The following is a 20680-nucleotide window of genomic DNA, read 5'->3' as shown; positions in this document are numbered from 1 at the left end:
TCTTTTAGACACTAACCTGCAAACAGTTATATAAAATGAAACGGGAAATATCAAGCTCTTTCGGCTAAACATGGCATTTGACAAATTAAGGACTACACAGGGTGAAGGCTTTTTAATAATGGATAAACCTCCCCGAATTACATACACATAAACAACCCGGCATTTGATCAATTTTTCATTGCCATTTATAAATGGTTGTTTTATTTTTTACCTGTTTATATAAGATGTTCTGATGACATGCAGCGATAATGTGGTAAAATGTTTACTGTAAAGTTTCACCACGTTGTTGAAGTTTTTCCATTCAGGATATCAGAAATTTCTAACTAAAAATCAAAAATTATGGCCAAAACCATTTGGATATGCTCACGAAAAGAACTTCCCCGGGATACCGAGCATAAAATGCATTCCGTTTGTGACAAAATAACGCCCGACAATATAACTCCCATACCACATAAAGTGGTGACAAACACCAATGTCGCTTATGGAATAACCAACCCGCAAGACACCCTGATCATCAAAGACAACAGCCTGATGCTGGGCATGCTTTTCGAAGAAGCAGATAACTGGCATATTCCCGGTGAGAAACATCCCGACGGTTCGTACGCCATTATTCGTAACAACGATGATTTTTGTGAGTTGGTTACTGATGCGGTTGCTTCACGAACCATCTGGTATTATAAAAACGATGATCTCTTTGTGGCTTCAACCTCGCAGCGGGCTATAATCCTGTTTATCGGCGGATTTGATTTTAATCAAAGAGTCATTCCCTGGATGCTTGCTACCGGATGTATTGGGCCCCAATATTCCTGGGACAAAAGAATAAATATGGTACCACCCGATTCTGCTGTTATTCTGAATAAGCATGACTGGAGTATTCAAACAAAACAAAACCCCATAGTATTTGAAGAAGTCAAAAAAGACAATAAATTTCACGAAGAAAAACTGAAACAAACAATGGAATCAACTTTTAATTCCATTGACTTTAATTTTTCTGATTGGGTGCTTCCTCTTTCGGGAGGGTACGACAGCCGGGGCATTCTCTGCTTTCTTAAGCAAAAAGGTAAAACGGACAATCTGAAGACTGTTACATGGGGCCTTAAATCATCATTGAAACAGCGGAAAAACGATGCTTATATAGCAAAAAAACTGGCCGATACATTCAATGTCTCACATCAGTATTTTTATACCAACTTATCGGATGAACCAACTGAAAAAATTCTTCATCGATTTTTAATTAACGGAGAAGGTCGCCTCGACAATTTTGCCGCTTACATGGATGGATTCTATATATGGAAGGCACTTTTCGAAAGTGGTGTCAAAGGCATTATCAGAGGTGACGAGGGTTTTGGCGGGAAAGAAGTGTCTTCAACGCTTACAGCCAGACTCTATCCCGGGCTTGGCTTGTGTTCTGATTATTCTAATCTGAAGGAATACAGAAAATACAATATTCCTGAGCAGGATATTCCTGATGATCTTCTGCAAAGAGAGAACGAATCACTTAAACAGTGGGCCGACCGGCTTAATCATGAATTCCACCAGCCTGTTTCTCTGGCTGCTCTTTCCGACCTCAAGTTATCTTATGTGGAAATTGCCAACCCCCTTCTTTCAAAAAAGATACTTCTGCAAGCAAGAAAATTACCCGATCATTTGCGTAATAACAAAACTTTATACAAGAAAATCGTCAAATCGATGAGCCCTAAAGTGCCTTTCGCCACCCGGCACGCCGAAGCTCTTTTGCCCAACAGTGTTAAACAAAAAAGAATTGTAGACTTAATTAAAAAGGAACTTGAATCGGATTTCGCCAAAGAAATTTTTTCGAAAGAATTTCTTAATCAGATCATTAAAAACCTAAAAATAGCTGACGATCAGAAATCCAATGAGGCTAAACCTTTTTCTATAAAACTCTTATTAAAACAAATACTTCCGGTTTCAATAAAGAATTATTTAAAAGACAGAGCCTCTTCCAAATTGTCGATAGATTACAACCTTTTGGGTTTCAGGACTTTTATAGTCTTAAAGATGAATAAGTTATTGAAAGAACAGATATAAACACCAACAATCGTTTGTTAAAGCCACAGATGTCAACCGCTTATTTTGGGAGTTTTATTCTGTAGTTCACATTCACCTTTCCTTTGCTTATTGCGTTCAGTTTGGCTTTAAGGAGGCGCTTCTTCAATGCAGCCAGATGGTCTACAAATAAAATTCCCTGGATGTGATCATATTCATGTTGAATGACACGAGCTGACCAACCCTCATATATTTCTTCATGTTCATTAAAATCGGCATCCAGATACCGGATTTTCACTTTTGACTGTCGTGATACTTCTTCACTTATTCCCGGAAGGCTCAAACACCCCTCGTAATCAATAACTTTATCACCCGCACGCTCAAGTATTCGGGCATTAATAAAAACTTTCCTGAAGTTAGCCAGTTCAGGAAAATCATCAGCCAAAGGGGTTGCATCGATTACAAAAATACGCTTGGAAAGACCTATTTGCGGACCTGCCAGGCCAACACCATCTGCATTGTACATAGTCTCAAACATATCGTCAATTAATTGTTTGAGTTCTTCTTTTTCTTCGGGCAAAAAGTCTTCGGCTTCTTTTCTTAATATCGGATGCCCGTATACAACTACAGGATATATCATTTGTTAGATTGTTAGACTGTTAGACTGTTAGACTGTTAGACTGTTAGATTGTTAGGGGTGTTGGTCTGATTGTCTGGCATAGCAATACATTAAAGAAATCTCACGATCTATTGTGGTATAAGGGAAAGATAAAAATTACTCCGCGCCTTCAGGCAAGCAATCAGATATCTAACCCCGTTTATTCTCTTCCAGATAAGTCTGAAGTATAATTGTTGCACTGATTTTATCGACCAACATTTTATTTTGACGCTTCTTTTTACTCAGCCCGGCATCAATCATGGTCTGAAAAGCCATTTTACTGGTGTAACGTTCATCCACCATGTAAACGGGGATGTGCGGGTATTTGTTTTGCAAAGAGCGAACAAACGGCCGGATTTGCTTCATGGATTCCGAGTCTTCGCCTGAATCTTTGGTAGCATGTCCGACCACAAAAGCTTCCACCTCTTCTTTGGCCAGATATTCCTCCAGAAAAGAATAGATTCTGGCCGATGGGATAGTATCCAACCCGTTCGCAATGATCTGTAACGGATCGGTAACAGCCAGTCCTGTTTTCTTTTTACCGTAATCGAAGGCGAGGATTCTTCCCACAACAATTTATTTTTCGGGCACAAAATTAACAAAAAAAGCGGGAACCGCCCGGCTCCCGCTTTCTAAATAAGCTATTATCCAAAAATTGTTTATTGCTCGCGGGCAGCAGCCTGACCAGCAGCCAAACGTGCGATGAGCACACGATAGGGCGAACAACTTACATAATCCAGGCCTGTGCGATGGCAGAACTCAACTGAAGAGGGTTCACCACCATGTTCACCACAGATACCGACTTTCAGTTCTTTTTTGGCCTCACGACCCCGTTTGGTACCCATTTCGACAAGCTGACCAACTCCTTTCTGGTCGAGTACCTGGAAAGGATCCTCTTTCAGGATACCTTTGTCCAGATAGATGGGCAGGAATTTTCCGGCATCATCGCGGGAATATCCAAAAGTCATCTGCGTGAGGTCATTGGTCCCGAACGAGAAGAAATCGGCCTCTTTGGCTATCTCATCGGCAGTGAGCGCTGCACGTGGAACTTCAATCATTGTTCCCACCAGGTAATCAATCTTATCGCCTTTTTCTTCAAACACTTTTTGGGCAGTAGAATGAATAATTTCGGCCTGCATTTGGAACTCTTTCAGTGTTCCCACCAGAGGCACCATAATTTCAGGACGTGCATCGACTCCTTTCTTCTTAAGGTTAAGAGCAGCCTCAATTATTGCACGAGCCTGCATCTCAGTAATTTCAGGATAAGTAATACCCAAACGGCAGCCACGATGTCCCAGCATGGGGTTGAATTCTTCCAGATCAGCAACCGTATTGCGGATTTGCTCAATGGGTACTCCCATCTCATCAGCCAAAGCTTTTTGTGTGGCTTGTTGGTGAGGCACAAACTCGTGCAACGGCGGGTCGAGCAGACGTACTGTTACACCATAGCCGGCCATGGCTTCGAAAATACCCTCGAAGTCTTCCCGCTGATAAGGCAACAATTTGGCAAGTGCCTTTTTACGACCTTCGTAAGAAGTGGACAGGATCATCTCACGCATGGCTTTGATGCGCTCGCCTTCGAAGAACATGTGCTCTGTACGGCACAGCCCGATACCTTTTGCGCCAAAATCGCGAGCAATTTTAGCATCGTTAGGCGTGTCAGCATTCGTGCGCACACTCATTCGTGAAAACTTGTCGGCCAGTTCCATTACCAGACCAAAATCTCCACTTAAATCAGGCTTTCGTGTCTCTACTTTTCCTTCATAAACCTCTCCGGTTGAACCGTTCAATGAAATCCAGTCTCCTTCCTTATAAACATTACCATCGATGGTCATTGTACGGGCACGATAATCAAGTTTCACTTTACCGGCACCCGACACACAACATTTTCCCATTCCGCGGGCCACAACGGCAGCATGTGATGTCATTCCACCACGGGCAGTAAGGATACCACGGGCAACGTGCATTCCTTCAAGGTCCTCGGGTGAAGTTTCGGTACGAACAAGTATGGTTTGTTCATATTTGTCAGCCTCATCGGCAAAGAAAACAATCTGACCTGTAGCAGCTCCCGGAGAAGCAGGTAATCCTTTAGTCAATACTTTGGCCGATCGAATGGCCAGAGAATCGAAAACCGGGTGTAAAAGCTCGTCGAGTTTTCCGGCTTCAAGACGCAGAAGTGCCGTTTTCTCATCAATGAACTTGTCACGATACATGTCCATGGCAATTTTCACCATGGCAGCCCCGGTACGTTTGCCGTTTCGTGTTTGCAGCAACCAGAGTTTTCCTTCCTGAATGGTAAACTCAAGGTCCTGCATATCTTTGTAATGCTCTTCAAGCTTTCTTTGAACTTCAAAAAGTTCCTTGTAAATCTCCGGCATTGTCTCTTCAAGCGAAGGATATTTACTGGCTCTTTCTTCTTCCGAAATGCCCTGAAGTTTAGCCCATCGCCGGCTTCCTTCCAGTGTAATCTGTTGCGGGGTACGAACACCTGCCACAACGTCTTCACCCTGAGCATTGATCAGATACTCGCCATTGAAGATATTCTCTCCGGTAGCAGCATCACGGCTGAAAGCAACGCCGGTAGCGGAAGTATTACCCATGTTTCCAAACACCATGGCCTGAACGTTGACAGCAGTACCCCACTCATCCGGAATACCATGCAGGCGGCGGTAATAAACGGCTCTGGCATTACGCCAGCTGTCAAAAACAGCAGCAACAGCGCCCCATAGCTGATCGTATGGATCGGTGGGAAAGTCTTTTCCCGTACGCTTTTTCACAGCATCTTTAAACTTTTGAACCAACCCTTTAAGATCATCTACAGTGAATTCGGTATCCAGTTCAATACCTTTTTCCTCTTTCACCTTTTCCATGATCTCTTCAAAAGGATCCGAATCCTCTTTCGACTCGGGCTTCAGGCCCATTACCACATCGCCATACATTTGAATAAACCGGCGATAAGAATCCCATGCAAAACGCTCGTTGGCGGTCTTTTTTGCCAATCCTTCCACTACCTCATCATTCAACCCCAGGTTAAGAATGGTATCCATCATCCCGGGCATTGATACACGGGCACCCGAACGTACAGAAACCAGAAGTGGGTTGTTTTTATCTCCGAATTTCGTACCGGTCAGTTTCTCAACATGACCGATGGCTTTATCAACATCATCTTTAAGAAGCTCGATGACCTTTTTGTGACCTAACTCATTATATTCGGTACAAACGTCCGCTGTAATAGTAAATCCAGGTGGCACCGGTACTCCAATGCGGTTCATTTCGGCAAGGTTGGCCCCTTTGCCACCAAGAAGGTCCTTCATATCTGCCCGGCCCTCTGCTTTTCCATTTCCAAATGTGTAAACACGCTTTTTACTCATAATTATCTATTTTGTAATGTTTTATGATTAACACTTAAATAATTGCAATTTCTCAGGTCTAAAATTAATTATTTTCCCAGGGAAAATTCAATATTTTGAAAGTTTAGATGCTTTTTACTTCCACTTTGTCAAATAGTTCCGAAAAAAACCGGACTGTAACATCAACAATCCGGCCTTTTCACTGTTGTTCATCACGGCTCTTTACCGCATAGGATATTTTTTAAAATACTCTTTCGACTTCATTAAAAAGTCGACATACTGACCGCGCTTATATGCAAAAGGTTCGTTAATGCGGCTGTGTGACATCTTACCTTTAAAATCATCAATCGTCTGATACCCTTTTTCTTTCATCCAGTCGCCCAACTCATCAAGCATTTTGGTAATCTGGTCGACACCGTTACGATATATGGTACTTACTACCTGTGCAACATCGGCCCCTGCAAGAAGGCTTGCTATGAAATCTTCGCCATCAAGAATACCTGTATTGGCAGCAATATTGGCTGGTATGCGACCATGCAACAAACCTGCATACCTGACAGATAAACGATTATCGCCTTTGTGGCTGAGATTGTACGGCATTTCGAATGATTCTTTCCGGATATTGATATCGGGTTGAAAAAGCCTGTTAAACAAAACGAAAGCGTCGGCTCCGTCTTCACTCAGGCGGCTGATAAATTCCAGCGCATTCGTGTAAAAAGGACTAAGCTTAACTGAAACCGGAATTTCTACTTTCCTTTTTATCTGTCTCAAAATATCAATACGTGTCGATTCTATTTCCTGAGGGGTCTTATTGGCGTCCGTGATGGTACTGTAGAAATTAATTTCAAGACCGTCAACACCAGTTTTTTCTAATAATTCCGCATATTCAACCCAGGTAGAGTCGAAGATGCAGTTCAAGCTGGCAATGACCGGTATCGAAACCGATTCTTTAAGCTCTTTTACAGCCATTAAATGTGCTCTGGGGCCGGAATGTTTGACCTTTGGAAAAAGATCTATCATCTCGGCATTACGGTCGTCGTATTCGTGCAGGTCATCTTCCAACTCGGCAGCTTCCAGATTAATCTGTTCCTCAAAAAGCGATTTGTAAACAATGGCAGATGCGCCAGCTTCTTCGAGCTTTTTTACAATTTCCATGTCGGTAACCAGATTACTGGCTCCAACCATCAACGGATTCTTAAGGGGAATCCCCATGTAATGTGTAGATAGGTCCATATTCTATAGCTTCTTTTGTTATTAAAATAAGAAGTTTAATTGGTGTCTGTCCATGAAATATCATTTGCTGTGTTACGGTTGTCGCTAAAATGCTCATTTACTAACAATTACCGTGTTACGCAAGCATAACGCGATAAATGGTACTTTATGGGCAGACACTAATTAATTAACATTTTTACAATTGTTTTGTTGACTGCAGTTCATTAAACCCAAAGCGTTAATTACACCACTAAGTTAATAAAGCATAATGAACAAATCAACCAAAAGTGTTCCTGAATATTATGAATATATAAAAAAGGCTGTCCGTGATGAGACAGCCTCTTTTTTTATTTTGAATACTAAAACATTTATTCCGCCTCGGAATACGACATAGCAGCCAGTCGCCTGTACGTATTATAACGCCATTTGGCATTTTCCTGTGCCGCCTTAAAGAGCTCTTTTGCCTGCTCGGGGAAAGTTTTCATGAGCGCCGTAAACCGTACTTCTCCTTTAAGAAAGTCCTCGAACTTATTCCAATCGGGCTCTTTAGAGTCGAGCACGAAAGGATTCTTTCCTTCGGCTTCAAGCATTGGATTGTAACGATACAGATGCCAGAAACCGCACTCAACAGCACGTTTAGTCTCGCTTTGTACCGCCCCCATACCGGCTTTCAGTCCGTGGTTAATACATGGTGAGTAAGCAATAATAAGCGATGGCCCCGGATAAGCCTCGGCTTCTCTAATCGCCTTGAAGTACTGGTTCATATTGGCTCCCATAGCCACCTGAGCAACGTAAACATATCCATAGGTAGTAGCCATGAGGCCAAGATCCTTTTTCCGAACCTGTTTACCGGCAGCTGCAAATTTTGCAACAGCACCAATCGGTGTCGATTTGGAAGCCTGACCTCCGGTATTGGAATACACTTCGGTATCCATAACAAGAATGTTGACATCCCGACCAGAAGCTATTACATGGTCCAATCCACCGTAACCGATGTCATAGGCCCAGCCATCGCCACCAAAAATCCAGACCGACTTCTTCACCAGGTAATCTTTAAGTGCAAGGATTTCTTTGGCCACCTCATGTTTTTCATTCTCCAGAGCTTTCACCACGGCGTTTGAAACCTCACGTGTTTTTTCGCCGTCTGCTTTGGCCTCTATCCAGGCTTCAAAAGCCGCTTTGGTATCTGCAGAAACCTCTGACATATTCTCCTTCATGAGACGTTCAATCCTGTCCCTAAGCTTATCAACACCGACAGCCATCCCCATACCATACTCGGCATTATCTTCAAATAACGAGTTGGCCCAGGCAGGTCCGCGTCCTTCTTTGTTGGCGCAATAAGGTGTGGCCGGAGCCGAACCGCCATAAATTGACGAACAACCTGTGGCATTGGCTATCATCATACGATCGCCATACAATTGAGTGATCAGCTTTATGTAAGGTGTTTCGCCACAACCGGAACAAGCACCGGAGAATTCGAATAAGGGTTGAGCAAATTGAGAAGCCTTGAGATTGGTGGTCTTTGGTGTGATATTTTCTTTTATGGAAACTTTCTCAACCATATAGTCCCAGCGTTCGGCTTCAGCCATCTGGGACTCAATAGGTTTCATGACAAGAGAATTTTCCCTGGAAGGACAAATTTCCACACAGCTACCACAACCGGTACAGTCGAGAGGACTCACCTGAATACGATACTGTAATCCCTCGTAACTTTTCCCGTTGGCTTTCTTGGTAAGGGTGCCTTCGGGTGCATTGGCCAACTCTTCCTCGTTGAGAAGAAAGGGACGAATAGCAGCATGCGGGCAAACATAAGCACACTGATTACACTGAATACAGTTATCTATCAGCAATTCGGGTACTTCAACGGCTATTCCGCGTTTTTCGTAAGCTGTTGTTCCGGGAGGGAATGTGCCGTCTTCACGTCCCTTAAAAGCACTCACGGGCAGATCATCCCCTTTCTGAGCATTAATGGGGAACACAACCTTACTGATGAATTCCGGAACGGGCTTACCGTTTGACTCTGCTTCGGGCTGAGCATCGGCCCAGTCGGAAGGTATTTCAACTTTGGTCACATTACCACCTTCGTCAACCGCCTTGAAGTTCATATTGACGATATCTTCTCCTTTTTTGCCGAAAGACTTCACGATGAACTTCTTCATTTCTTCAACAGCCTGGTCGTAAGGAATAACTTCGGCAATTTTGAAAAAGGCGGACTGCATGATGGTATTGGTACGGTTACCGAGACCGATTTCTTTGGCAATCTGTGTGGCATTAATAATGTAAAAGTTGATGTTGTTTTTGGCCATGTACCGTTTCATATCGGCAGGGATGCGTTTTTTGGTCTCTTCAGCATCCCAAATGCTGTTCAAAAGAAAAGTACCACCTTTTTTAAGGCCTTTCAGCATATCGTATTTACCCAGATATGAAGGAACATGACAAGCCACAAAATCGGGGGTGTTTACCAGATAGGGCGAGCGAATCGGCTCATCGCCAAACCTCAGGTGAGAAATGGTAATACCGCCTGACTTTTTAGAGTCGTAGGCAAAGTAAGCCTGAGCGAATTTATCGGTATTGTCTCCGATAATTTTGATGGAGTTCTTATTGGCACCAACCGTTCCGTCCGATCCAATACCGTAAAACTTACCTGCAAATGTACCCTTGGGCGCCAGGTCTATTTCTTCTTTGAGTGGCAACGACTTAAAGGTAACATCGTCGACAATACCCACTGTGAAGTCGTTCTTGGGCTCTTTCCTCTTCAGATTTTCAAAAACGGATATGATCTGAGCCGGAGTAGTATCCTTGGAAGAGAGACCATATCGACCGCCGACAATGATTGGGGCATTTTCTTTTCCATAGAAGATGTCGCGGATGTCAAGATAAAGCGGGTTTCCGTTTGCACCCGGCTCCTTGGTCCGGTCGAGTACAGCTACACGTTTGACGCTTTTGGGAAATGCCTCGAAAAAATATTTTGCAGAGAAAGGACGATACAGATGTACAGCAATCAGTCCTGCTTTTTCTCCATTGGCATTCAGATAATCAACAGTTTCTTTAATGGTATCGGTTACGGAACCCATAGCAACAACCACATGTTCTGCATCATCGGCGCCATAATAATCAAATGGCCGGTATTTACGCCCGGTTATTTCCGTAATTTTGTCCATATAATCGGACACAATATCAGGAACTGCATCGTAAAAGGGGTTGGCAGATTCACGTGACTGGAAGTAGATGTCCGGGTTTTGAGCAGTACCACGGGTAACCGGATGTTCGGGATTCAGGGCATTGTCACGGAACTTCTTCAAAGCATCTCTATCCACCAGAGCTGCCAAAGCCTCCAGATCAATGGCCTCTATTTTCTGAATCTCATGAGATGTACGGAACCCGTCAAAGAAATGCAGGAACGGGATACGGCTCTTAATGGCTGCCAGGTGGGCTACACCGGCCAAATCCATCACTTCCTGAACACTCCCGGTAGCCAGCATGGCAAAGCCGGTCTGACGGGTTGCCATCACGTCGCTGTGATCGCCAAAAATTGAAAGAGCCTGAGCTGCAAGACTACGGGCGCTGACGTGAAAAACCCCGGGCAATAATTCACCGGAAATCTTATACATATTGGGGATCATCAGTAACAATCCCTGAGAAGCCGTAAAAGTGGAAGTAAGCGCACCTGCCTGCAAAGCGCCATGAACCGCACCGGAAGCGCCACCTTCCGATTGCATCTCTTCAACTTTTACTGTCTCTCCAAAAAAGTTTTTTCGTCCATTGGCCGCCCACTCATCAATATTTTCGGCCATGTTTGACGACGGGGTAATGGGAAAGATGGCAGCTACCTCACTAAACATATATGCCACGTGAGAAGCAGCATAATTCCCGTCACAGGTAATGAACTTCTTGTTTTTAACCATTTGTCTGTTCTCCTTATTATATTTAAAATTCTATAACTTAGTTAGCTCCTAAAAGAGACTTTTAGGAGTGGTCTCCTAATTCGATACACTTGATTTGTTACAACTTTTCCCGACTTTACAGACAGCCAACCTTATACATAACTAAGCAACTATCTGAAATAAATAAAGTTACTTGAGTTATGTATAAGGCAGGTCAGATGTAAAATGTTAAACCTAAAATTTTTTAATTCCTTCTGAAAACTCCGGTAATCAATCATACTTATAAATCAGTTAAAATCTTATTTTCAACATATTATACCATTTATCCAAAGTCTTAAAATCTGATAATCAAATTCTCTAAAATTTAAGGTTTTTAAAACAAAAAACCAAACAACCACAAAGGAATTTGGTTAGCCTCACCAATCTCAACCATATCGCGGGCAAAGAAACCATTGTTCACTTCCGTTTTTTTCTCAATATTGCGTCCCCCGATATAAAAAGGCATATCATTGTTAACCCTGAAATCTGCTTCACCATCAAAACTGACGCGATTCAAATATCCAACCTGATTATAGAAAAACGTCTTGTGCAAAACATCCATTTCTACATCGCCTGAAGCCACAGAAAAAACAAGGTTGGGGTTATGCATATACACGCAAGCCGGCTTTTTCAAAGGATCGGGTTCATCCTCGTAAAGAAGATTGACCAGACGCCCCTGGCGCAAATAGTTAAGATAGTTCATGATGGTAGCCCGGCTGGTTTCAACATCATTACTCAGCCGGCTTATATTGGGTTGAAAAGGAGCGGATTTTCCGACAATATATAGTAATTTGCGCAGTTTGGGCAAATACTTCAGTTCTATCTGTTGTAAATAACTAATGTCTATTTCAAGAACCAGATTAATGGTTTTAAGAAGATTTTCGAGATGATTCCGTTTCTCCAGGAAAAAAGGATAATACCCGTGGTGCAGATAGTCGGTAAAATAAGCCAGGGGCTTAACTTTATCAACCACCTCAGCAGCAATTTCCTCATGCCTGCGAAGTAATTCATTCAACCCAACCGGCTTGAAATCATTCCCGGTCTTAAGATTGAGGTATTCCCTGAAAGTAAACCCTTCAAGATTATAGACACGGGCACAGCCATCAAGATAAGCATTTCCTTCATCCACACGCATCAACGGCGATCCGCTGAATACAATCTTCAGATCATCAAAGTGGTCGTAACAATACCTTAATTCCTCCGCCCAGTCGGGGTACTTATAAATCTGGTCGAGTAATAGTATTTTACCTCCTGTTTTTCTAAACTCATCGGCAAAATCAACCACACTGGTTTCGGCAAAATAAAGATTATTCAGATTGACGTACAGGCAGGATTTATTGTTACCGTAAAAAGTTTTGGCATAGTCGAGCAGAAAAGTGGTTTTGCCCACACCACGTGCGCCCTGAATTCCGATCAGACGATGATCCCAGTCTACGTATTCGAGCAAATGCCGGTGCACCGGAACATTCAGATGATCCAGAAGATAACGGTGTGTTTTTATGAAAGCCTGCATCAAAACCATTCCCTTTAGCTTTTGTTGGCAAATTTAAACAAAGGTTTTTGGATTTTGCAATATGCAGATTACATTTTTGGGGATTGATTGTTATTTATAATTAGTAAAGATAAAAAAGGCCACCAACCTCATGGTGACCTTTTTATATAATTTCATAATCTTCATACAGTCAGCGAAGTTAAACAGAATTAAAAACGCTCCCTACTGACTATTCTCTATAAACTACCGACTAATCTACCCATCATTCATCGAAATCAGAAACTCCTCATTCGATTTTGTTTTCAGCATTCTGTCTTTCAGAAATTCCATGGCTTCAACAGGGTTCATATCAGACAGATAGTTTCGCAATATCCAGATGCGATTCAAAGTGTCCTTATCAAGAAGCAACTCTTCGCGACGTGTACTGGAAGCATTGATATCCACAGAGGGATAAATACGCTTATTAGAGAGGCGACGATCGAGCTGAAGCTCCATGTTACCGGTTCCTTTAAACTCTTCAAATATCACGTCGTCCATTTTGGAACCGGTCTCGGTAAGAGCAGTTGCCAGGATGGTAAGTGATCCGCCGTCTTCGATGTTACGGGCAGCACCGAAAAATCGTTTGGGCTTATGCAATGCATTGGCATCCACGCCACCGGAAAGGACTTTTCCGGATGCAGGCGAAACCGTGTTATAGGCACGAGCCAGGCGGGTAATGGAATCGAGCAGTATCACCACATCGTGGCCACACTCAACAAGACGTTTGGCTTTCTCAAGAACAATATTGGCCACTTTAACGTGACGCTCGGCAGGCTCATCAAAAGTGGAAGAAATCACCTCGGCATTCACACTGCGGGCCATGTCGGTCACTTCCTCGGGACGTTCGTCAATGAGGAGAATAAGCATGTAAACCTCGGGATGATTGGATGCAATGGCATTGGCCACATCTTTCAGCAATACTGTCTTCCCGGTTTTTGGTTGCGCCACTATCAATCCCCGCTGACCTTTTCCGATTGGGGCAAACATGTCGACAATCCGCGTTGAGATATTGCTGTAAGGGCCTTCGGAGAGATTAAATTTCTGGTCGGGAAAAACCGGTACCAGATGATCGAATGGCACACGATCGCGCACAAAATCAGGCGATCTTCCGTTAATCGATTCCACCTTAATGAGGGGGAAGTACTTCTCTCCTTCTTTGGGCGGACGGATACTTCCTTCTACGGTATCACCGGTTTTCAGACCAAACAGTTTGATCTGCGACTGCGAAACATAAATATCATCGGGTGAATTGAAATAATTATAGTCGGATGATCTCAGAAAGCCATAACCATCAGGCATGATTTCCAGGACACCCGAAGCTGTAACGATACCTTCAAATTCGAAGGCCTTGTCGTTGTATTTGTTATCCTGTTGGCTTTGTTTGTCGTGCCGCTTACGCTGCTGATGAGACGGTTGCTGATCGTTATCATTGTTGCTTTGCTGTTGCTTATCGGGACGTTGTTGTTGCCACTTATCCTGCTGCCTACGGGATGTTTGCGTGGCATTACGGTCATCACCTTTCTCTTGTTGAAGCTGAGCAGATTTTCTGTCGCTTTCGGCAGTTGCTTCGGCAGCTACTTTTTCAGACTTTTGCGGGTTCCCGTTAACCTTTTGTCCGGCTTCGCTCTTCTGTTCCGGCACATTTGTTTGCCGTCTCTGTTTTTCGGATTTATCTTTTTGTCCGGGATCCTGGAATTGAGCTACTTCCTCCTGTTTTTTGGTTGTGACCTCCTTTTTTGGAGGCCGTCCTCTTCCGGGACGTTTCTCTGTTTTAGTACTTTCTTCGGTACTTTTCTTATTCTCGGTTCCTTTTCTCTTCTCAGACTCTTTAATAGCCTGAACATCAAGTATCCTGTAAATCAGGTCTTGTTTTTTATACGATTCAACACGCCTAATACCAAGTTCTTTGGCAATTTGGCGTAACTCAACAAGTTTCTTGCTGTTCAATTCAATGATATCAAGCATATAAATATACTACTACTTTTAATAAGTGAAATTGGATTTTATCTGTTCTAACATTGGTTCGGTATGGTCAAGGAGATAAGACAACAGCGTTCCCAATGAAGGTCATATTTTGTTTAAAGTAAAAACCAGAAATGGCAAACGAGCGGCCATCCGGGATGGAATTCTTTGCAAAAATACACTATTCTGTCAAAACTTGCAAAATATATTTCGATATTTTTTAAAAGTTAAACGCGGAGACGCCATGACGCAAAGGTTTTTATTTAAATAGTATCTATTCATATAAGTACCATTTGCTTTGTTACGCTTGCCGCCAAAATACTCATTTACGATAAGTAAACTCCGTTTTTGGCCGCTTCGCAAGCCCTGCAACCGCCACTTTCTGAACAGACACATGATTTGGTACAACTTTCCAGACTTTATAAACAGGCACTAAATTAAAGCACTCTGCGTCATTGCGTCATCGCGTTTAAACCGTTTTTAACACAATATTCTGTCTCAAAAAATTATTACTACAGAAAATCGAAAGGTTAAAATTCAGTTTTCCAATAATTTAGAAACCTTCTAATATTCTAAATATAAAAATCTAACGTTCTGTTGAAACAGGGAAGTAAGTTTTTTGTTAATATTACAACTCCTAAACATCGAACCAAGTTATTATGAGACAACTGAAAATTACCAAACAGGTAACCAATCGGGAATCCCCTTCATTAGACAAATACCTTCACGAAATTGGGAAAGTTCAGCTGATTTCGGCGGAGGAGGAAGTTGCACTTGCCAAAAAAATAAAACAGGGCGACGAAAAAGCGCTGGAACAATTGATAAATGCCAACCTCAGATTTGTTGTATCTGTTGCCAAGCAATATCAAAATCAGGGACTCAGTCTGCCCGACCTTATCAATGAAGGCAACCTTGGCCTGATAAAAGCTGCACAAAGGTTTGATGAAACACGTGGTTTCAAATTCATTTCTTATGCGGTCTGGTGGATTCGCCAATCTATTCTTCAGGCGCTCGCCGAACAGGCACGCATTGTACGGCTGCCCCTTAACAAAATCGGAAGCGTCAACAAAGTGAATAATGCCTTCTCGTTGCTTGAGCAGAAATATCAGCGTGAACCAACTTCCGAAGAAATTGCCGAAGTACTTGACATGGTTCCCAAAGATGTAAAAGAAGCCCTGAAAGTTTCCAACAGGCACGTTTCGATGGATGCACCTCTTAAGCCGGACGAAGAAAATACGCTTTACGATGTTCTGCTCTCTTCCGATAATGCGAGTCCCGACTCACAGCTCCTTGACGATTCCCTTCGAAAGGAAATCGAAAGGTCGTTATCTACCCTTTCGCCCCGCGAGGCCGACATTATCCGGCTTTATTACGGGCTTGGAGGTGAACCGCCCTACTCCCTCGAGGAAATCGGAAAACTTTTCAACCTGACACGCGAAAGAGTTCGCCAAATAAAAGAAAAAGCCATCAAACGGCTAAAACACACGTACCGAAGCAGAATTCTCCGGAATTTTATTAATGATGATTGAGACGGCTTTCGGGGCGCAGAGATTGATTGATTGATTGGTCGGTTGGTTGACCGGTTGAACATAGTAAAATCTATGTCATCTGTGGTGAACCCTCAACCTTAACCTAAACCTCAACCTCAACCTCAGCCTCAACCTCAACCTCAGCCTCAACCTCAACCTCAACCTCAGCCTCAACCTCAGCCTCAACCTCAGCCTTAGCCTTAGCCTAATCCGATGAGATTCTTCTCCGCGCCTCCTCAGAATGACACTTAGCTGTTTGTCATTCTGAGCGAAGCGAAGAATCTATTTATTGACAGGGAAAAAATCTATTAACACATGAGTAAAATGGTTGCACCGTCGTTACTGGCGGCAGATTTTTCAAACCTTGCAAAGGATATTGACATGGTAAACCGGAGCGACGCCGACTGGTTTCACCTCGATATTATGGACGGCGTTTTCGTCCCCAACATCTCTTTCGGACTCCCGGTTGTTGAAGCCATCAACAAGCTGGCTCGCAAGCCGCTCGATGTTCACCTTATGATTGTCAGTCCGGAAAAGTACATCGGAGCATTCAAAAAAGCCGGCGCACATCTTCTCAATGTTCATTACGAGGCATGTACTCATCTGCATCGTACCATTGAAGAAATACATCAGGCAGGGATGAAAGCTGGCGTTACACTTAACCCGCACACATCGGTAACTCTTCTGGAAGATATTGTTGATATGGTGGATCTGGTGCTTATCATGTCGGTCAATCCAGGGTTCGGCGGACAAACATTCATCGAAAACACTTACACCCGCATCGAAAAACTGAAAAATCTGATTCAGAAAAGAAACAGCAACGCCCTGATTGAAGTTGACGGCGGCGTTACTGACAAAAATGCAGGGAAACTATACAATTGTGGAGCAGATGTCCTGGTATCGGGAAGTTTCATCTTCAAATCCGACGATCCTGCCGGCACCATCCGACAACTCAAAACAAGCTGACAAAATCATTGACAAACCATAAAAAGGCATTATCTTTGCAGTTCTGTAAAAAGACTACCACCATTATCACCAACGGGGCTGACATGGACTTGACAGCAAGGTAAAGTGGTAAGTAAGCATGCCGAGCGTTGTGCAGCTGGCTCGTAAATCCCAGGGTTCAAACTTTTTAACTGGCGAAAACAATTACGCTCTCGCTGCGTAACCGAATAACAGTACGTTACGCTTAATCCCGGTTCAAGGAGCCGGGACGGGACATCTCCCGGATGCCGTTGTTTCGGGGCTATCCGATCAGGAGATGCAGGAAAACCGAAACTAGTTTGAGGCTTGCTCCGCGCTTCGGACGAAATTTAAGGAGCTAAGGTCTGGTTCGGGTGTCGCTTCCCTGACCAGTCCCGACAATCAACAAGCGACTAAGCATGTAGAAAGCTTATGGCTTCCTTGTCTGGACCCGGGTTCGATTCCCGGCAGCTCCACAAAACAATTCCCGAATCATAAATAAAGAACGCTGAAACCATTTTATATGTGTGCGGAGGGACACATATAATCTGCGTTTCAAGAACAGATACAGAATTACTTTCCGAAGCTCCCATTGAGGTAGCATCCTGGGCTGATATCGTCCCTGTTAAAAGCCAGCCTGCATAATCTACTCCTGTCAAACCTTTAGTGGCAGAAGTACTTATACTGCTGTTCAATGATGTGCCGGAAGAATAAGAAAACACTCGTTGCCGATAATAGTCATGTGCCATGCCATAAAGCACCATTTGCTGCGTTACGCTTGCCTTGCAACTGACACTTTATGAGCAGAAACACATATTGTGAAATTTTTTGCAAATTTATAGACGGGCACTAGCTAACTCTTAATGAAATGGAAAATGTTGTAATTGATATCAACGTCAATTTGTACAACAAGCGCGCTTTATATAATTTTATGCCTCAATTAGAATAGCTTATGATTGAACCTGGTCAGATAGTAAAAAACCTGATTCCCACAGAATCCGTTATTGTAACAAAAGTACAGAGGTTAGGAAAAATGTATTCACTCACCTACAATGGCATTAATAGTCACAAGGTGAATACAAAAGTTGTAGACGAATCGACTTTCCAAAATCTGGAAATTTTAACATCAGTAGGTAGCTTTAATTTCACTGGTGATCCGGTACGATTTTCTCTTTTTGCCGAAACAGAACGTATTCATTCAGCCTATCAGTTCGATCCGCTGTTTGCAGTGAACTGCAGTATTGTTGATCCGCTCCCCCACCAGGTTGAAGCAGTATATAAATACCTGTTACCACTCCCAAAAATCCGGTTTCTCCTGGCTGATGATACGGGAGCAGAATACAAAACCCGGCGAAAAATCTTAATTTTGAAGTTAAAACCAGAGGAGTGCAATTTTTCCTCACTTTGGACGAATGGAAAAACAAATCAATCAGTTAAGAATTAAACTTATGATTGACCATATTAAAATATCAGGATATAAGTCGTTTCGGGAGATAAAGATATCGCTTTCGCCCATTAATATTTTTATTGGCGCCAACGGGGCCGGTAAGAGTAATTTTATTTCTTTCTTTGAATTCCTTAGCCTTTTAAGTGAACAAAAACTTCAAAAGCATATCTCTCTGCAGGGCGGTGAGGATAAAATTTTTCATAAAGGAATCAATACAACCACGATTCTTGATTTTGAGATCAGTTTTAACAATGAAGAGTACGTTTACCTGGTTGAACTTGAAGCAGCCTCTGAAGGGGTGATATTTGTTAGTGAAGCTGTGAAACATTTTAATGAACAAAAACAAGAACTTAAGACTTTTGGCCGGGAATCACAACTAAAAGAAACAGACGCTGAATCTGTCAATAAAGTTCGTCAACTTCTAAAAAGCCTCAGGAAATACCATTTTCATGACACCGGGAAAAATTCACCTTTTAACAAGATGAGTCACATCGAAAATGATAAATACTTTCTGTATGAAGATGGAAGCAACCTTGCTGCTTTTCTTTACAACATTAAGGAAACTCATTTAACAACTTATAACCGGATTATTAAAGTGATACAAAGTATTGCTCCGTTTTTCTCGGACTTTTTACTTGAACCCAACTCTGAGGGCTATCTCAGATTACAGTGGCAGGATCAATACAGCTCGACTGTGTATGGCGTCAATGACCTGTCGGATGGATCGATGCGTTTCATCGCCCTTTGTGTGCTATTTATGCAGCCTCAACTTCCTTCAACCATCATCATTGATGAACCGGAGTTAGGTCTTCATCCATCGGCTATTACCAAACTGGCCGGCATGATTAATATTGCATCCAGAAAAGGGACACAGGTCATTGCCTCCACTCAGTCGGCCGATTTAATAAATCATTTTGCCCCCGAACAAATCGTTACAGTCGATCAGAAAAATGGAGAAAGCCTTTTTGCCAGTTTGAATGCCACCGAATTATCCATCTGGCTTGACGAATACGACATTGGTGATTTATGGCAACGTCATTTAATTAATGGAGGACAGCCCAAATGAGTACTTCCATGAAAAGAGTAATCATAATTTGCGAGGGACTCACAGAAAAAGAATTTTGTAAAGATGTTTTAGAACCATTTTTCATTAGACAAAACATCTCTATTCAAACGCCTTTAATAAAAAAATCAGGTGGTGGGATTGTTCCCTGGATTAATCTGAAAGCACAAATTATTTCATTGCTAAAGCAGGATATATCTGCATTAGTAACCACTCTCATTGATTATTATGGCATTCCGGCACGATTTAACTACCCACAATGGGAATCTGCACATAAAGAAGGAGATAAAACTAAAAGAATGGCCATTTTGGAGGAAGGGATGAAAAATGACATTCCCGAAAACCTGAGAACCAGATTTCTACCCTACCTTCAGTTACATGAGTTTGAAGGATTGCTTTTTTGTGACATAAATGTACTAAAAAGCAACTTCCCTGTTTCGGAAATAAACGACTACGAGAATTTTGAACGGGTGTTTGAGGAATATCCCAACCCGGAAGAAATCAATGACCAGCCACAATCTGCCCCTTCCAGTAGACTTCTTTATCATTTAAAAAACTACGACAAAGTAGTGATGGGGCCCATTCTTGCCCAGGAAACAGGCCTGTCAAAAATAAGGGAAAAATGTCCCCGTTTCAACCAGTGGATCGATAATATAGAAAACTACTCATGAACTGCAAAAAGCTTATAGAAACAGCTATGCCGGTAAAAGAAATATCGGCCGAAAGCGTACGCGATAAATCCATTCGACATGGTCACATCTCTACCCTGCACCTGTGATGGGCACGCCGGCCACTGCCCGTTTGCCGGGCCGTAGTGTCTGCCACTCTGGTGCCCGACCCGCTTGAACCGGATTGTCCCTGGACCTTTAAAGAAGCAGTGGGCCATTTGCTGGGCAAAGATAACAACAAACAACAGGGTGACCCTTACAAACCCTACGACGACATTCCGTGGACCACTGTCATCGACCCCATAGAGGACAACCTGCGTTGCAAAAAAAGATTGCCCGGACAATTACCTTTATGTGCGCAGTCGGC

At 42.8% G+C, this 20680-nt stretch carries 14 protein-coding genes, 1 other RNA gene and 1 pseudogene; 9 read left to right on the top strand and 7 right to left on the bottom strand.

Translation table 11 applies throughout. From position 1 onward, the window contains the following. The first annotated feature begins 339 nt into the window (after nt 1-339). Nucleotides 340-2049, top strand: coding sequence for an asparagine synthase-related protein (locus ATH1_RS0112420; protein WP_010422279.1), 1710 nt, complete (start codon nt 340-342; stop codon nt 2047-2049). A gap of 40 nt (nt 2050-2089) precedes the next feature. Here the strand turns inward: ATH1_RS0112420 and def are convergent, their stop codons facing one another. The 7 genes from def to rho form a co-directional block, all read right to left on the bottom strand. Further along, nucleotides 2090-2647, bottom strand: coding sequence for a peptide deformylase (gene def / locus ATH1_RS0112415; protein WP_010422275.1), 558 nt, complete (start codon nt 2645-2647; stop codon nt 2090-2092). Between the two features lie 168 nt (nt 2648-2815). Continuing rightward, complete coding sequence (gene ruvX, locus ATH1_RS0112410) at nt 2816-3235, bottom strand: Holliday junction resolvase RuvX (protein WP_010422272.1); 420 nt, start codon at nt 3233-3235, stop codon at nt 2816-2818. A gap of 89 nt (nt 3236-3324) precedes the next feature. After that, entirely contained in the window at nt 3325-6036 is a 2712-nt protein-coding gene (gene ppdK / locus ATH1_RS0112405; RefSeq protein WP_010422269.1) for a pyruvate, phosphate dikinase, read from the bottom strand. Between the two features lie 201 nt (nt 6037-6237). After that, nucleotides 6238-7248: a dihydroorotate dehydrogenase-like protein gene (locus ATH1_RS0112400; RefSeq protein ID WP_010422266.1), complete on the bottom strand. Its 1011-nt coding sequence runs from the start codon at nt 7246-7248 to the stop codon at nt 6238-6240. 347 nt (nt 7249-7595) lie between these two features. Further along, entirely contained in the window at nt 7596-11132 is a 3537-nt protein-coding gene (nifJ, locus tag ATH1_RS0112395) for a pyruvate:ferredoxin (flavodoxin) oxidoreductase (protein WP_010422264.1), read from the bottom strand. Between the two features lie 352 nt (nt 11133-11484). Further along, nucleotides 11485-12672 (bottom strand): AAA family ATPase, encoded by a 1188-nt coding sequence (locus ATH1_RS0112390; protein ID WP_010422260.1) that lies wholly within the window; start codon nt 12670-12672, stop codon nt 11485-11487. Nucleotides 12673-12897: 225 nt separating this feature from the next. Further along, nucleotides 12898-14646, bottom strand: coding sequence for a transcription termination factor Rho (rho, locus tag ATH1_RS0112385; RefSeq protein ID WP_010422257.1), 1749 nt, complete (start codon nt 14644-14646; stop codon nt 12898-12900). Nucleotides 14647-15302: 656 nt separating this feature from the next. Here rho and ATH1_RS0112380 point away from each other — a divergent pair. The 8 genes and pseudogenes from ATH1_RS0112380 to ATH1_RS20950 all read left to right on the top strand — a co-directional run. After that, complete coding sequence (locus ATH1_RS0112380) at nt 15303-16172, top strand: sigma-70 family RNA polymerase sigma factor (protein WP_010422254.1); 870 nt, start codon at nt 15303-15305, stop codon at nt 16170-16172. Between the two features lie 315 nt (nt 16173-16487). Next, nucleotides 16488-17138: a ribulose-phosphate 3-epimerase gene (gene rpe / locus ATH1_RS0112375; protein ID WP_010422252.1), complete on the top strand. Its 651-nt coding sequence runs from the start codon at nt 16488-16490 to the stop codon at nt 17136-17138. Between the two features lie 74 nt (nt 17139-17212). After that, nucleotides 17213-17614: a transfer-messenger RNA gene (gene ssrA, locus ATH1_RS20635) on the top strand. A 473-nt stretch (nt 17615-18087) separates the two neighbouring features. Continuing rightward, complete coding sequence (locus tag ATH1_RS0112365; protein WP_010422247.1) at nt 18088-18579, top strand: hypothetical protein; 492 nt, start codon at nt 18088-18090, stop codon at nt 18577-18579. Continuing rightward, nucleotides 18548-19648, top strand: a complete 1101-nt coding sequence (locus tag ATH1_RS0112360; RefSeq protein ID WP_010422243.1) for an AAA family ATPase — start codon at nt 18548-18550, stop codon at nt 19646-19648. The genes ATH1_RS0112365 and ATH1_RS0112360 overlap by 32 nt, the downstream gene beginning before the upstream one ends. 8 nt (nt 19649-19656) lie before the next feature. Then, the gene (locus ATH1_RS0112355; RefSeq protein ID WP_044115248.1) at nt 19657-20316 is read left to right on the top strand and encodes a DUF4276 family protein; all 660 of its coding nucleotides are present in this window, start codon (nt 19657-19659) and stop codon (nt 20314-20316) included. Continuing rightward, nucleotides 20313-20438 (top strand): annotated as a pseudogene (locus tag ATH1_RS20955) (DUF1156 domain-containing protein); the annotation flags it as partial. The gene ATH1_RS0112355 and the pseudogene ATH1_RS20955, both read left to right, overlap by 4 nt. A gap of 21 nt (nt 20439-20459) precedes the next feature. Further along, a partial coding sequence (locus ATH1_RS20950; RefSeq protein ID WP_010422239.1) for a hypothetical protein occupies nt 20460-20680 on the top strand: 221 nt, incomplete at its 3' end.

The organism is Anaerophaga thermohalophila DSM 12881 (genome assembly GCF_000191885.1).
In the GTDB taxonomy this organism is placed as follows: domain Bacteria; phylum Bacteroidota; class Bacteroidia; order Bacteroidales; family Marinilabiliaceae; genus Anaerophaga; species Anaerophaga thermohalophila.
Note: the sequence above shows the minus strand (reverse complement) of the source record. Positions and strands in the feature narration are given on the sequence as shown.

What these genes read in the sequence shown, in the direction of transcription:
- ATH1_RS0112420 (WP_010422279.1), top strand. Translation starts at nt 340, where the DNA reads ATGGCCAAAACCATTTGGATATGCTCACGAAAAGAACTTCCCCGGGAT.
- def (WP_010422275.1), bottom strand. Translation starts at nt 2,647, where the DNA reads ATGATATATCCTGTAGTTGTATACGGGCATCCGATATTAAGAAAAGAA.
- ppdK (WP_010422269.1), bottom strand. Translation starts at nt 6,036, where the DNA reads ATGAGTAAAAAGCGTGTTTACACATTTGGAAATGGAAAAGCAGAGGGC.
- ATH1_RS0112400 (WP_010422266.1), bottom strand. Translation starts at nt 7,248, where the DNA reads ATGGACCTATCTACACATTACATGGGGATTCCCCTTAAGAATCCGTTG.
- nifJ (WP_010422264.1), bottom strand. Translation starts at nt 11,132, where the DNA reads ATGGTTAAAAACAAGAAGTTCATTACCTGTGACGGGAATTATGCTGCT.
- ATH1_RS0112390 (WP_010422260.1), bottom strand. Translation starts at nt 12,672, where the DNA reads ATGGTTTTGATGCAGGCTTTCATAAAAACACACCGTTATCTTCTGGAT.
- rho (WP_010422257.1), bottom strand. Translation starts at nt 14,646, where the DNA reads ATGCTTGATATCATTGAATTGAACAGCAAGAAACTTGTTGAGTTACGC.
- ATH1_RS0112380 (WP_010422254.1), top strand. Translation starts at nt 15,303, where the DNA reads ATGAGACAACTGAAAATTACCAAACAGGTAACCAATCGGGAATCCCCT.
- rpe (WP_010422252.1), top strand. Translation starts at nt 16,488, where the DNA reads ATGAGTAAAATGGTTGCACCGTCGTTACTGGCGGCAGATTTTTCAAAC.
- ATH1_RS0112365 (WP_010422247.1), top strand. Translation starts at nt 18,088, where the DNA reads ATGATTGAACCTGGTCAGATAGTAAAAAACCTGATTCCCACAGAATCC.
- ATH1_RS0112360 (WP_010422243.1), top strand. Translation starts at nt 18,548, where the DNA reads ATGGAAAAACAAATCAATCAGTTAAGAATTAAACTTATGATTGACCAT.
- ATH1_RS0112355 (WP_044115248.1), top strand. Translation starts at nt 19,657, where the DNA reads ATGAAAAGAGTAATCATAATTTGCGAGGGACTCACAGAAAAAGAATTT.